This is a genomic window from Actinokineospora inagensis DSM 44258 (assembly GCF_000482865.1).
Taxonomy (GTDB): Bacteria; Actinomycetota; Actinomycetes; order Mycobacteriales; family Pseudonocardiaceae; genus Actinokineospora; species Actinokineospora inagensis.
In genome coordinates this window covers 34468-47947 of the sequence record NZ_AXWW01000015.1, presented here as the reverse complement: position 1 = coordinate 47947, position 13480 = coordinate 34468, and the positions used below count along the sequence as shown (strand labels likewise).

The 13480-nt window shown below is 71.4% G+C and carries 14 protein-coding genes; 4 read left to right on the top strand and 10 right to left on the bottom strand.

Features of this window, described 5'->3' with window-relative positions; genetic code table 11:
- Nucleotides 1-17: 17 nt before the first annotated feature.
- The 7 genes from H504_RS0105690 to H504_RS0105660 all read right to left on the bottom strand — a co-directional run bounded on the left by H504_RS0105690 (nucleotide 18) and on the right by H504_RS0105660 (nucleotide 7364).
- On the bottom strand, nucleotides 18-821 hold the full coding sequence (locus tag H504_RS0105690) for a hypothetical protein (RefSeq protein WP_026421995.1): 804 nt from the start codon (nucleotides 819-821) through the stop codon (nucleotides 18-20).
- Nucleotides 822-890: 69 nt separating this feature from the next.
- Nucleotides 891-1952 carry a hemolysin family protein gene (locus tag H504_RS0105685; protein WP_026421994.1) on the bottom strand — a complete coding sequence of 354 codons (1062 nt, stop codon included), beginning with the start codon at nucleotides 1950-1952 and terminating at the stop codon, nucleotides 891-893.
- Entirely contained in the window at nucleotides 1949-3271 is a 1323-nt protein-coding gene (locus H504_RS0105680; RefSeq protein ID WP_026421993.1) for a hemolysin family protein, read from the bottom strand. Before H504_RS0105680 ends, H504_RS0105685 begins: the two co-directional genes overlap by 4 nt.
- A gap of 146 nt (nucleotides 3272-3417) precedes the next feature.
- On the bottom strand, nucleotides 3418-4014 hold the full coding sequence (locus tag H504_RS0105675; RefSeq protein ID WP_026421992.1) for a GTP-binding protein: 597 nt from the start codon (nucleotides 4012-4014) through the stop codon (nucleotides 3418-3420).
- Nucleotides 3995-4366: a DUF742 domain-containing protein gene (locus tag H504_RS0105670; protein ID WP_026421991.1), complete on the bottom strand. Its 372-nt coding sequence runs from the start codon at nucleotides 4364-4366 to the stop codon at nucleotides 3995-3997. Before H504_RS0105670 ends, H504_RS0105675 begins: the two co-directional genes overlap by 20 nt.
- Nucleotides 4366-4800, bottom strand: coding sequence for a roadblock/LC7 domain-containing protein (locus H504_RS0105665; RefSeq protein WP_026421990.1), 435 nt, complete (start codon nucleotides 4798-4800; stop codon nucleotides 4366-4368). The genes H504_RS0105670 and H504_RS0105665 overlap by 1 nt, the downstream gene beginning before the upstream one ends.
- 59 nt (nucleotides 4801-4859) lie before the next feature.
- Nucleotides 4860-7364, bottom strand: a complete 2505-nt coding sequence (locus H504_RS0105660; protein WP_245614081.1) for a nitrate- and nitrite sensing domain-containing protein — start codon at nucleotides 7362-7364, stop codon at nucleotides 4860-4862.
- On the opposite strand from H504_RS0105660, the gene H504_RS41825 reads away from it, so the two are divergent.
- The 3 genes from H504_RS41825 (at nucleotide 7348) to H504_RS0105650 (ending at nucleotide 10711) form a co-directional block, all read left to right on the top strand.
- Nucleotides 7348-7506, top strand: a complete 159-nt coding sequence (locus H504_RS41825) for a hypothetical protein (RefSeq protein ID WP_169735329.1) — start codon at nucleotides 7348-7350, stop codon at nucleotides 7504-7506. The genes H504_RS0105660 and H504_RS41825 overlap by 17 nt on opposite strands.
- A gap of 426 nt (nucleotides 7507-7932) precedes the next feature.
- Nucleotides 7933-9768: a DNA/RNA non-specific endonuclease gene (locus H504_RS0105655; RefSeq protein WP_026421988.1), complete on the top strand. Its 1836-nt coding sequence runs from the start codon at nucleotides 7933-7935 to the stop codon at nucleotides 9766-9768.
- A gap of 118 nt (nucleotides 9769-9886) precedes the next feature.
- Nucleotides 9887-10711, top strand: coding sequence for a hypothetical protein (locus tag H504_RS0105650; RefSeq protein ID WP_026421987.1), 825 nt, complete (start codon nucleotides 9887-9889; stop codon nucleotides 10709-10711).
- A gap of 151 nt (nucleotides 10712-10862) precedes the next feature.
- On the opposite strand, the gene H504_RS0105645 is transcribed toward H504_RS0105650, so the two are convergent.
- Entirely contained in the window at nucleotides 10863-11582 is a 720-nt protein-coding gene (locus H504_RS0105645; RefSeq protein WP_026421986.1) for a response regulator transcription factor, read from the bottom strand.
- Between the two features lie 255 nt (nucleotides 11583-11837).
- Here H504_RS0105645 and H504_RS0105640 point away from each other — a divergent pair, with 255 nt between their 5' ends.
- Complete coding sequence (locus H504_RS0105640) at nucleotides 11838-12614, top strand: hypothetical protein (RefSeq protein WP_026421985.1); 777 nt, start codon at nucleotides 11838-11840, stop codon at nucleotides 12612-12614.
- A 36-nt stretch (nucleotides 12615-12650) separates the two neighbouring features.
- Here the strand turns inward: H504_RS0105640 and H504_RS0105635 are convergent, their stop codons facing one another.
- Nucleotides 12651-13034, bottom strand: coding sequence for a PPOX class F420-dependent oxidoreductase (locus H504_RS0105635; protein ID WP_026421984.1), 384 nt, complete (start codon nucleotides 13032-13034; stop codon nucleotides 12651-12653).
- Nucleotides 13035-13088: 54 nt separating this feature from the next.
- Nucleotides 13089-13466 carry a RidA family protein gene (locus tag H504_RS0105630; protein WP_026421983.1) on the bottom strand — a complete coding sequence of 126 codons (378 nt, stop codon included), beginning with the start codon at nucleotides 13464-13466 and terminating at the stop codon, nucleotides 13089-13091.
- Nucleotides 13467-13480: the final 14 nt, after the last annotated feature.

The window sequence follows — 13480 nt, the reverse complement described above, 5'->3', positions numbered from 1 at the left end:
GCAATCGCGCGGCGCAGCTAGCCCACCGTTTGTTCCAGCACCCATCGGGTGTGGGTGTTGCGCCAGCCCGCGCCGCGGCGGGTTGCCGGGTGGATGAGGGGGTACCAGCACAGGTCGCGGCCGCCGAGGGGGACTTGGCGGGGGGTGCCGTAGTCGCCGGTCAGGCGGAAGGGGACCCGGTCGACGCCCGCCAGGCCCGCGAAGACGTCGGCGGCCTCCTTGCCGAGGGTGATGACGACGGGGGCGTCGGCGTCGCGGAGTTGGCCCAGCAGTTCACGGCCTTCCTGGCGGAGGGCCTGGTGGACCAGGGAGCGGGTGTCGGGGCGGTGGTGCAGGGTGGCGCGGGGCAGGCCCGCGCTGACGGCGAAGGCGTTGTACTGGGCGATGGCGCGGTCCTGGCGGGCACCGGACTTGACCAGGTACGTGGGCAGGCAGTCGGTGGAGTAGACGGCGCGGGGGTCGAGGCCGAGGGGGTCGAGGACCTCGGTGCGCAGCAACCGGGCCGGGTCGTGGCCCGCGAAGTCGACGGTGCCCCACTCGGGCCGCCAGCCGACGGTGTGCCGCCAGGCGTCGATCCGGGAGGTGTGGTCGGGGTCGGTGGGGCACCACTCGGGTTCGTCGTCGACGGCGAGGGCGGCGATCGGGCCGCCGGTCGGGCGGGTCCAGCGGACCCGCAGGGCGCCCGCGTGGACACCGAGGACGAAAGCGGCGGCGTGCGCGGTCCACGGCACGCGCGGCGAGCGGCGCAACGCGGGCCGCCCGAACGGGTAGATCCCGGCGACCGGTGGCGACCAGCCTTCATCGGTACAGACTTCGATCACGACAAACCTATCGCCGGTCGGACGTCCGATGTGACACCGGTCGCAGGCAGGGCCGCTGGGCGGGATGGATCAGGCGGTTCGTCCTGGACCGCCGCTGTCGTCCGTCTCGTCCTCGAACTCACCGAGGATCTCCTCCAACAAGTCCTCCAAGGCCGCCAGGCCGATCGGTTCCCGCTCACCCGGCCGCGTCACGAGGGCGAGTTGGGCGCGTTCGGCGCGCATGCGGGCGACGGCGTCGGCGGCGGTCATGTCGGCGGACAGCAGCAGGGGCGGGGTCATCAGGTCGCGGGCGGTGGCGGCGGAGGACACCAACGTAGCCCGGACGGCTTCGCGCACGTGCACGATGCCGATGGGGTTGTCGGCGTCGTCGACCACGACCAGCCGGGAGCGGCCGACCGCGCGGCAGGCGTCCTCGATGTCGGCGGCGGTGGCCCACTCGGCGATGGTGATCATCAGGTCGCGCGGGACCATGACCTGCCCGACGGTGGTGTGCTGGACCTGCAGCACGCCGGTGAGGAGCTGGTGCTGGTGGTCGGGCAGCAGCCCGTGTTCCCGGGACGCGCGCAGCAGGACCCGCAGGTCGTCGGGTCCGTGCGCCTGGGCGACGGTGTCCTGCGGTTCGACGTCGACCGCGCGCAGCGTCGCGTTCGCCAGGCCGTTCAACAGGGTCAGCACCGGGCGGGTGCAGCGGGTGAACGCCCGGAACGGCAACGCCAGCAACTGGGCGGAGCGCTCCGGGTGCGAGATCGCCCACGACTTGGGCGCCATCTCCCCCACCACCATGTGCAGGAACACCACGATCACCACGGCGAGCACGAACGCGATCGGGTAACTCCACGCCTCGGCCAGGCCCAGCGCGGTGAACAGCGGGTCGAGCAGGTGCGCCACCGCCGGTTTCGCCAGCGCGCCGAGCCCCAGCGTGCACAGCGTGATGCCCAACTGCGCGCCCGCGAGCATCACCGACAGCTCCCGGGTCCCGGCCACCGCCGCCCGCGCCGACCGGCTGCCCCCGGCCGCCGCCTCTTCCAGCCGGTGGCGCTTGCTGGCGACCAACGCGAACTCGGCCGCCACGAAGAAAGCGTTGGCCACCAACAGGACCAACGACACGAGCAGGGCGGCACCGGTGCTCATGACGACACCGCCGATACCACCGACACCAACACCGTCCGCGGCACGTGCCGGTGGACCTCGGTGACCGACACGACGGCGGTTCGCCTGACCTCGTCGAGGTCGGCGACCGCCACCTCGATGTGGTCACCCGGCCGCGGCACCCGCCCCAGGTGCTGCATGACCAACCCGCTGACCGTGTCGTACCCGACGCTCTCCGGCAGCTCGATGCCGGTGACCTCGGCGACCTCGTCCACCCGCCACCGCGCGGGCACCGACCAGGACCCGTCCGGGTGCGCGACGGCGCGTACCTCCGCGTGGTCGTCCTCGTCCAGGATCTCGCCGACGACCTCCTCGGCGACGTCCTCGAACGACACGACCCCGGCGAACCCGCCGAACTCGTCGACCACGCAGGCGAGCTGCCGGTGCTCGGCGCGCAGCCGCTCCAGGACCTCCGGCAGCGGGAGGCTGTCCGGCAGGAACAGCGGCGCGGTCGCGATCTCCCTGGCCGAGACCCGCGCGCGGTCGGCGGGCGCGACGGTCAGCACCTCGGCCAGACCCACCACGCCGATCACGTCGTCGATGTCCGCGCCGACGACGGGGAACCGGGACCGCCCGGTGTCCAGCAACTCCACCGCGCGGACCGCCGGGTCGTCGGCCCGCAGCAGGTGCACGTCCACCCGGGGCGTCATGACCTGACCGGCGGTGAGCGTGCGGAAGTCCAGGCCGCCCTCCAACAACCGGGTCGTGCCCGCGTCGAGGTGACCGCCCTGGTGCGACTCGTCGATGATGCCGCGCAGGTCCTCGGCGGTCGCGCCCTGCGGCAGCTCCTCGATCGGCTCGATGCCGACCGCCCGCAGCAGCCGGGTCGACGCCGCGTCGAACAACCGGATCAGCGGGCCCGCGACCACGAGGTAGGCGAGGGTGGACCGGCTCAGCGCCTTGGCGACCGCCTCGGCGCGCGCGATGGCCAGGTTCTTCGGCGCGAGCTCGCCGAACACCATCTGCACGACGGTGGACACGAGCAGGGCCAACACCACCGACACGACGGCGGAGACCGCCTCGGGCAAGCCGAGCAGGTCGGCGATGCCGACACCCAGGTACGGCTCGGACACGTAACCCACGAGCAGGGCCGTGACGGTGATGCCGAACTGCGCGCCGGACAGGGTGAACGACAGCCGCTGGGTGACCCGGTAGGCCCGCTCGGCGGCCTTGTCGCCGTCCTCGGCGAGCGCCTGGAGCCTGCCTCGGTCGACGGCGACGTAGGCGAACTCCTGGGCGACGAAGTAACCGGTCGCCGCGGTGAGCACCGCGACCGAGATCAGGCCGACGAGGATCAGCACCGGGCGGCTGCCGCGGGCGCGTCGGGCCGGGACGGGGGCCGGGCGCTACCCGGCCCGGTACTCGGCCCGGTGCTGCAGCCATCCGGCGAGGTCATGCCACCCACGCTAACACGGTGTCCGGTTCGGTGTCCGGAACCCGCGCGGGCTCAGACCGGCGCCTTGTCCAGCAGGTCCATGGTGTACTGCACGAGGTGCACCAGCACGTCCTTGCTCGACTCCCGCACCCGCGCGTCGCAGTTGACCACCGGCACGCCCGGGTCGATGTCCAGGGCCTGGCGGACCTCGTCGACCGTGTGCTCCCAGGCGCCCTCGAACCCGTTGACCGCGATGATGAACGGGATGTCGCGGCGCTCGAAGAAGTCGATCGACGGGAAGCTGGAGTCCAGGCGGCGGGTGTCGACGAGCACGATCGCGCCGAGCGCGCCGTGCGCCAACTCGTCCCACATGAACCAGAACCGGTTCTGCCCCGGCGTGCCGAACAGGTACAGCACGACCTGCGCGTTGATGGTGATGCGGCCGAAGTCCAGGGCGACCGTGGTGGTCTCCTTGCCCTCGATGCCGCGCATGTCGTCGATGCCGACGCCTGCCTCGGTCAGCACCTCCTCGGTGCGCAGCGGCGGGATCTCGCTGACCGAGTTGACCATGGTGGTCTTGCCGACGCCGAAGCCGCCCGCCACGACGATCTTGATGGAGGTGGGGACCACCGGGGTGTCGCTCACCTGTTCAGATCCTCCGAATGCCATCGAGTACCGCTTGCAGGAGCTTCGTGTCGGCGATCTCCGAGGTTTGGAACAGCGCCCCGGTCTGCACGTCGCCGCGTTCGATCAGGTCGGAGATGAGCACCTTGACCACCACCAGCGGCACGTTCAGGTAGGCGGCCACCTCGGCGACCGAGAGCGGCACCTGGCAGAGCTCGACGATCCGCAGGTGCTCCGGGGTCAGCGTGGACGGGTCCGACGGCCTGCGGGTCGCCCGGACCTGGGTGACCAGGTTCAGGTTCGGCGCGTTGGGTCGGGTCCGGCCCCTGGTCATCGCGTAGGGCCGGACCATGGGCCCGGCGGCCTCGTCGAACCACCAGTCGCCCTCGCCGGACATCACGACGGACGGCGGCCGGGGACGGTGAGCGACGCGCCGCCGCGCGGGGCCGAGGCCAGGTGCGCGCCGACCCGCTTGACCAGCATGTTCATCTCGTAGGCGATCATGCCCACGTCCGCGTCCTCCTCGCCGAGCACCGCGAGGCAGGCGCCGCGGCCCGCCGCGGTGACGAACAGGTACGCGTGGTCCATCTCCACGATGGTCTGCCGGACCTGGCCGCCGCCGAACTGGCGGCCGGTGCCGCGGGCCAGGCTCTGGAACGCCGACGCCATCGCCGACAGGTGCTCGGAGTCGTCCTTGGACAGCTCCGCGGAGCGGCCGAGCAGCAGCCCGTCTGCGGAGAGCACGACCGAGTGGCGGATCCCCACCACCCTGCGGACCAGGTCGTCCAAAAGCCAGTTGAGCTGCTGGTCCTGGCCGATCTTGTCGTTCACCTCGGTCTGTCCCTTCGCGATCGTCCCCGCCGTCGACCCCACCGCCGCGCCAGGGGGGTTCACTGCTGCGCCCCGTCGGTGCGCCGCGCCTGCCTGGTGCCGCGCTGGAACGCGGCCATCGTGTCCCGCACCCGTTCGGCGTTCTGCTCGCTGAGGTCCGGGTCGGCCGCCAGGTCCGGCAGCAACGGCTCGGCCCGCAACTGCGGCGCCAGGTTCTGCTGCCGCTTGCGGCGCGGCAACCGGGGCCGCTCCCCCGGCGCCGACGGCCCCGCGTCGGCGAGCCCGTCCACCCCGGCAGGCTCGTCCGCCCTGGCTGCGTCGGACCGCGTGCCCTCGACGTGGCGGTCGGCGTTGCGGTCGACTGCGCCGTCGACCGGACCGATGACCATGCCGAGGCGGTTGTCCGTGTGCGACGAGTCGCCCACCCCGTTCTCGACCCCGCTTGCGTCCATGGCGCCCGCGGGCGCCTCCTCGTCCGTCAACGGCCACTGTGCCAGGTCGGCCGTGAAATCCGCGGACGGAGCGTCATCGGGCGCGTCGGACCAGAACTTGTCGATGCCGCCGCGCTGCCCGCCCGGCACCAGCTCGACCAGCGTGTCGTCGGCGAGGGTCGCCGCGCGGTCGATGGCCTTGCGCGGGCGCGGGCTGGGGGTGTCGCTCTCCGGCACGAACTCCGGGGTGTCGGCGACGATGTCGGCCGGGATGAACACCAGCGCGACCGTGCCGCCGTAGGGCGACTCGCGCAGCTCCACCCGGATCGCGCGGCGCGCGGCCAGCCGGGCCACCACGAACAGACCGAGCCGGGACTCGCCGCGCAGCGCCATCGCGTCGAACTCGGGCGGGTGGGCGAGCATCTGGTTGGCCTGCTCACGGTCCTCGGCGGTCATGCCCAGGCCGTGGTCCTCGATCTCCACCACGACCCCGCCGGACACCTGGCTGGTGTAGACCTCGACCTGGGAACGCGGCGGCGAGAACGACGCGGCGTTGTCGACCAGCTCGGCGACCAGGTGGATGGTGTCGGCGACGGCGACGCCGTTGAGCGCCACGTCCGGCACCTGGCGGACCCGGACCCGCACGTACTGCTCGGTCTCGGCGACCGCGGCGCGCAGGATGTCGAGCAGCCGCACGGGTTTGCGCCACTGGCGGCCGGGCTGCTCGCCGGCCAGGATGATCAGGTTCTCCGCGTTGCGCCTGGCGCGGGTGGCGAGGTGGTCGAGCTGGAACAGCGAGTCGAGGTGCTCGGCGTTCTCCTCCTCGCGCTCCATCTTGTCCAGGATCTTGAGCTGGCGGTGTACCAGGCCCTGGTGGCGGTGCGCGATGCCGAGGAAGACGCGGTTGACGCCCTCGCGGGCCTGGCTCTCCTTCACGGCGGCGGCGATGGCGGTGTACTGGGCGGCGTTGAACGCGTCGGCCACCTGGCCGATCTCGTCGGTGCCGTAGTCCAGCGGCGGCACCTCGGTGCCCACGTCCACCCGTTCGCCCAGGCGGAGCCGGTCGACGATGCCGGGCAGCATCTCGTGCGCCAGCCGCAGCGAGTCGTTCTTGAGCTGGTCGAGCCGGGTGACCAGGGCCTTGTTGACCAGCCTGCGGGAGATCCGCACGGCCAGCACGATGCCGGTGACCACGGCCAGCAGCGCGATCAGGCTGCCGATGATCACCTGGAAGAACTTGTCGTCGGCGCGCTGCAGACCCAACTGCACGCCGTCGCTGGCCTCCTCGATGGCCAGCTTCAGCAGCTCCTCGGACACCGACTGGGTGGTGGCCTCCCAGTCGGCGAGGCCGATCGGCAGCGTGGCCGGTTCGGCGCGCCTGCCGTTGGTGGCGCGGCCGGTGTCGGTGTTCGGGGCGGCGCCGATGAGGGCGTTCTCGGACGCGGTGAGCCGCAGCCAGGACTCCGAGCCGGTCAACCGCTGGTAGTGCGCGCGGACCTGGTCGGTGCTCGAGGTGACGGTCGTGGCGACCGAGGTGCGGTAGAAGCCGACCAGGGTGGCGAACTCGACGTGGTCGCTCGGGGTGAACGTGCCGCTCGCGATGGCGGCCGAGCCCAGCGACGACGCGCGCGACATCCGGTCGGCGGCGCGGAAGATGTCGGTCGCGGTGAGCCCGGACTGCACGGCGACCACGTCCGGCAGGCTGCGCGCCTGGGTGTCGAACAGCGCGGTGCCCGCGTCCAGCACGGAGTTGTAGTAGGTGTAGATCTCGATCTTGTCGGCGTGCCCGGACTCGACCTGGGCGCGGCGCTGCGGCAACGGGGACAGCGCCTGGTTGAGCGCCTGGACCCGGGCGCTGACCTCGGCGGGCGCGTCGTTGGACAGGGCCTCCAGCGCGGTCCGCAGGTCCTGGATGGCCTTGTCGGTGGCCTGCTGCTGGGTCTTGAGCGCGAGCGTGTCCGGGTTGGGCGTGCTGAGCACGGTCATGGTGAGCTGCCGCTCGCGTTCGAGGGCGGCGAAGGTGTCGACCGAGGGGATGGAGGCGTCCTTGACGCCGTTGGTGATCGCCTTGAGGTAGATGCCGTCGAACACGGTGTAGGAGGAGAACACCGCCCACATGACCAGCAGGATCACGCTGGGCACCACCACGACGCCGGTGAGCCGGGACCGGATCGTCGTGGTCGACTTCGCGGGCGACCCGCTGTTCCGCTTCACAGCTCTCCACACTCGTCGACTGCCACTCACCCCACCGCACGGACTATCCCCCGGCGAGTGACAGGCTCGATCAATTCAAGATCAATCTAACTCAGGGCCAGCAATCGCACGCGGTACGCGAGTTAGGAGAGTACCGGCTCACCCACACAGGGAAGCGTCCGGTCCAAGTCCTGGAACCCCTGACGGGACCAACACCAGGTAGCCGACCCGTACACCGTCCGCACCGGACGGTCCGGGTTGTACCACCGCCCACCGCCGGAACCCTCCCTCCCACCACCCACCCCCACGTCCCCACCCGGCATCGTTCCCGACTTGACATCCCACGTCGCCACAGGCTCCGGCCGGTTGGGTTCGACTGCCGCTGGCCTGTTGGACACCCGCATTTCGCCCCTCCGTGCTGTCCGCGCTGCCCCTTGATCCAGGACCCTTGCCAACGATGCGTGAGCACGCGCATCGTCGGTTCCCCCGGCGCGTGAAGGAGGCCGTCATGGCCCCGGACAACACTGACCTGACCGGCGCGTTACGCGACTTCGTCCGCACCCGGGGGGCGGCCTACCTCGCGGACCCGAACGTCACCTCGATCGGCATCGGGCACAAGGTCGTCGACGGCAGGCACACCGACCAGGTCGCCGTGCAGTTCACCGTCGGCACGAAGGTCAGCCTGGAGGCGCTGCCCGGGTTGAACACGACCGCCCTGCCGGAAAGCATCACCGTCGCCGGGGTCGAGGTGCCCACCGACGTCCTGGAGCGCTCCTACCGGCCCAGCTTCAAGGTCGTCGAGGAAGCTCAGGCCGACGACCGCAAGGTGCGGATCGATCCGGTGCGGCCGGGGGTGAGCGTGGGGCACCCGAAGGTCACCTGCGGCACAATCGGTGCCATCGTCTACGACAAGGCAGACGGAACCCCTTACGTGCTCAGCAACTGGCACGTGCTCAACGGCGCGGCCGGTGTCCTCGGCGACGAGGTGGTGCAGCCGGGCGCCTACGACGACAACCGCGTCGACCGCAACGGCCTGGGCAAGCTGACCCGCTCCTACCTGGGCATCGCCGGGGACGCGGCGGTGGCGACCGTCGTGGGACGCGGGATCGACCCGTCGGTGCTGGGCATCGACGTGGCACCCGAGGACATCGGCGACCCGGAACTGGGCGACAAGGTCGTCAAGAGCGGTCGGACCAGCGGCGTCACGCACGGCGTGGTGCGCAGGGTCGACACGATCGTCAAGCTGGACTACGGCGGCTCGGCCGGCGTGCAGCAGGTCGGCTGCTTCGAGATCGGCGTCGACCCGGCGCACAAGCCCGCGGGCGGGCAGATCAGCCAGGGCGGCGACTCGGGCGCGGCGTGGCTGTTCAAGTCCGGCAACGGCAGGCCCGCGAAGGTGTTGGCGGGCCTGCACTTCGCCGGTGAGGGCTCCGGCGACCCGGACGAGCACGCGCTGGCCTGCCTGCCCCAGTCGGTGTTCGACAAGCTGCAGGTCTCGCTGCGCCGCCCGGCGGCCGAGGACATCGAGGCCGCGAAGGCCGCGAAACCGGCCAAGGCCGCAGGCTACGACGCCCAGTTCCTCGGCCTCGCGCTGCCCGCGCCCGGGTTCGCCGCGACGACCGCGCGGGACGCGTTCGTCCTCAACGGGTCCACGAAGATCGACTACACCCACTTCTCGCTGGCGTTGAGCACCGCGCGCAAGTTCGCGCTGTGGGTCGCGTGGAACGTCGACGGCAAGCAGATGCAGAAACTGGCCCGCACCGGCCTCCAGTTCGTCAAGGACCCGCGCATCCCGGCGACCGCGCAGACCGGCGACGAGGTCTACAAGGACAACCGGCTCGACCGCGGCCACATCGCCCGCCGCGCGGACCTGACCTGGGGCCCGGACGCCCAGCGCGCCAACCGGGACTCCTTCTACTTCACCAACATCACCCCGCAGATGGACGACTTCAACCAGAGCATGCGCGACGGGCTGTGGGGCAAGCTGGAAGACGCCATCTACGCCGACGTCGAGGTCGACCACCTGCGGATCAGCGTGTTCGGCGGCCCGGTGCTGCGCCAGGACGACCGGCCCTACCGCGGCGCCCTGCTGCCCAGGGAGTACTGGAAGGTCATCGCCTCGGTGCAGGGCGGCGCGCTCAAGGCGAGCGCGTTCGTGCTGAGCCAGAACCTGGACGAGTTGGAAGCGCTGGACTTCGCCGAGTTCCGGGTCTACCAGGTTGCGCTGACCGACCTGGCGCAGCGGGTCTCGCTCACCTTCCCCGACGCCCTGCTCGCCGCCGACACCGCCCCGGCCACCACCGGCGCCCCGCTGACCGCCCTGGAACAGATTTCCTGGTCCTGACCTGCGGATTCACTGAACGGAAGCAGCGCACCCGAAACACACCCGCCCGCGTACCCGGTCCGCTCCCCCCGGCCAACAGGCTTGTCCCATCAAGCCAGGAAGCCGAAGGGGAACACCGATGCGCCGCAGCAAGACGATCGCCGCACTCGCCACCGTGCTCGCTGCCAGCAGCGTCCTCCTGGCCGAGCAGCCGGTCGCCAACGCCGCCGACGACCAGGGCCTCTACGTCGCCGCCACCGCCTACACCTTCGACGGCGACGGCACCCCGGCCGCGACCACCGACTACTTCAGCACCGGCGACGCGAACACCACGTCCACCGCCGCGGCCGCGACCGACACCTCCTGCACCGACAAGACCTACGCGCTGAAGTCCTGGAAGGTCGGCACCCTGACCTGGCTGTACAACGGCACCGGCGTCCCGACCACCGTCGCGGGCACCGCGCTGGACACCATCAAGGCCGCCACCACCACCGTGGCCAAGGGCACCAACCGCTGCGGCCTCCCGACCAGCACCAGCACCACCAGCACCTTCACCTACGGCGGCACCACCACCGTCAAGCCGCAGGTCGCCTCGAACGGCACCTGCACCGGCAACGACGGCAAGTCGGTCACCGGGTGGGGCGCGCTGCCCACCAAGGTCCTCGCCTACACCTGCACGTACTACAACGCCCGCGGCGTGGTGGTCGCCTCCGACACCCTGATCGACAACGTGGCCTACACCTGGTTCACCACCAAGCCCGCCAACTGCACCGGTGCCAAGTACGACCTGCAGACCACCCTCACCCACGAGCGCCTGCACACCGCGGGCCTGGCCCACGTCGACCAGGCCAAGGACCCCGCCCAGGTCATGACCCCGGCCAGCGCCCCCTGCGACACCTCCCGCCGCCTGCTCGCCGCGGGCGACTACGCCGGTCTGAAGGCCGCAGCGAGCGCCACCAAGTAGCTCTCCCCACCACCCGCAGGTTCTCTCCCACCCCCAACCCCGTGCCCGTCCAGCCTCCGCTGGGCGGGCACGGCCGGTTTCAGTGGCTCGACCCAGGAGGTTGGTTGGGTATGGGCAGGTCGAGACCCGGCCAACCTCCTGGGTCGGGCCACTAGCTGGAGCTGAGCGGGCTCACCTCGTCCGCGCCCACCCCGCCCGGCCGGTAGCGGTACCCGACGCCGCGCACCGCCGACAAAGGTGAGCCGTTGCCGGACCAGCCGAGCTTGCGGCGCAGGCGCAGGACGGCGAACTTGACGCGGTCGGGAGCGATGCCGGTGGGGTCGTCCCAGACCGAGGCGAGCAGGTCGGGCAGGCTCAGCACGGCGCCCGCGTCCCGGACGAGGACGTTGAGCAGGCGGAACTCGGTGCCGGTCAGCTCGACCTCGCGGCCGCGGGCGGTGACGAGGCGGGTGCGGTGGTCGATGCGGACGACGCCGTCGTCGTAGACCTGGCGCAGGGCGACATCGGTCCAGCCCGCGCGGCGCAGCAGGGCCTCGACCCTGGCGAGCAGTTCGTTCGGCGAGAACGGTTTGGTGAGGTAGTCGTCGGCGCCCGCGCGCAGGCCGCGGACCTTGTCGGCGACGCCGGTGTTGCCGGTCAGCAGGACAACCGGCAGGTCGGCCAGGTCGCGGACCCGGCGCAGCACGGCCCAGCCGGTCATCCCGGGGACGCCGAGTTCGAGCAACATCAGGTCCGGTCGCTGTTCGTGCAGCGCGCGCAGACCGGCGCGGCCGTCGTCCGCGCACACGAGGTCGTGGCCCGCGGGTTCGAACAGCGCCCGCAGCACCTCCAGGACATCCGGGTCGTCGTCGACCGCGAGGATCCTGGCCATCGCCGTGGTCACCCCCCTCCGACATGGGTGTCAGCCCCCAGGGTGCGCCCGGTGGTTCCCGGTTCGTGATCCCGGTCCGCAATCCCAACGTAGATCCGGCGGCGGCGGCCTGCATGACGCGCCGTCACCCACAAGCGGCTACTTTCTGCAACCGAACGGCAACTGTCCGCTCAACCCCGTCGCTCCCGAACCGGCGCAGGGTGACGTCGATAGTGACCCACACCACACGACACTGGATGGAAGGGGCCCGTCACCATGCGCCGCACCAAGGTCACCGTCATCGCCGCCGTCGCGCTCTCCGCAGCCGTCGCGGTCGTACCCAGGGCGTCCGACCCGGCACCGCACGACCAGGTGTTCGTCGTCGGCGAGGCCATCTACGCCGCGGACGCGGACGACGCGCAGTTCGCGGGGGCCGCGGGCCCGGTCGACGACACGACCGCGTGCACCGACTCGAGCTACGCGCTGAAAACCTGGAAAGTCAGCGGCACCTTCACCTGGTACTACAACGGCGATGGCGCACCCGCCGCGGTCGCCAGCACGGCCCTGGGGGCCATCACCGACGCGGGCGACAACGTGGCGAAGGGCAAGAACCGCTGCAACCTGCCGACCTCGTTCACCACGGACTACAAGTACGGCGGCGCCGCCACCGCCAAGCCGCAGGTGGCCAGCGACCTGACCTGCACCGGCAACGACGGCAAGTCGGTCACCGGCTGGGGTTCGCTGCCGCCGAAGGTGCTCGCCTACACCTGCACCTTCTTCAACGCCAAGGGCCAGGTGATCGCCTCGGACGCGCTGATCGACAACGTCGTCTACACGTGGTTCACCACCAAGCCCGCGAACTGCGCGGGGCAACTCTACGACCTGGAGACCACGATGACCCACGAGCGGCTGCACACCGCGGGGCTGGCGCACGTCGACCAGGTCCGCAACGCCGCCCAGACGATGACCCCGTCCAGCGCGCCGTGCGACACCTCGCGCAGGCTGCTCGGCGCGGGTGACTACGCGGGCCTCAAGGCCGCGGGCACCACCTGATCAACCCGCCGCGCCGATCCCACCATCCACTGTGGATTATGGGGTCGGCGTCACGGTACCGGTGACCCGGTCGACGACGATCTCGATCACCACGCGGTCCGGGTTGGGGCGGGGCTCGCGATAGCGCCGCGCGTAACGGTTCTCGGCATCGCGAACCGACACCGGATCGTCCACCACGGACGCAGCGCCTTCCAGCGACGTCCACCTGCGACCGTCCACTTGGCACAGTACGGCACGGCCGGTGGCGCGGACGTTGCGCACCTTGCGGGAGCCGCGGGAGGTGATCACCCTGGCGATCCCGTCGGCGTAGGTGGCGCCGACCGGGGTGACGTGCGGGGTCCCGTCCGGGCGCAGCGTGGTCAGGGTGCACAGGTGCCGTTCGCGCCAGAACTCGGCGAACTCCCCGGGGGCTTCGGTCACCCCGACCACGCTACCCGCCGCACTCGGCCGTCGTCGCCGAGGAAGCCGCCGACCTCAGTCGAGCACGGCCAGGGCGTCGATCTCCACCAGCAGCCCGTCCGGGAGACCGACGTAGACGGTGGTGCGGGCCGGGCGCGGGTCGGAGATGAACCGCGAGTAGACCTCGTTCATCGCCGCGAAGTGGGTCTTGTCGGTCAGGTAGACGCGGAACATCACCACGTCCGCCTCGCTCGCGCCCGCCGCGTCGAGCACCGCGAGCACGTTGCGCAGCACCTGCTCGGTCTGCTCGGCGACGGTGGTGCCGACTACCTCGCCGGTCTCGGGGTGGAACGCGACCTGGCCGGACACCTGCACGATGTTGCCCTTGCGCACCCCCGGCGAGATCGGCACGTCCGACGGCGCGGCGAACGGGGTGATGGCGGTCCTGGGCATGGAACTCCTCCTGG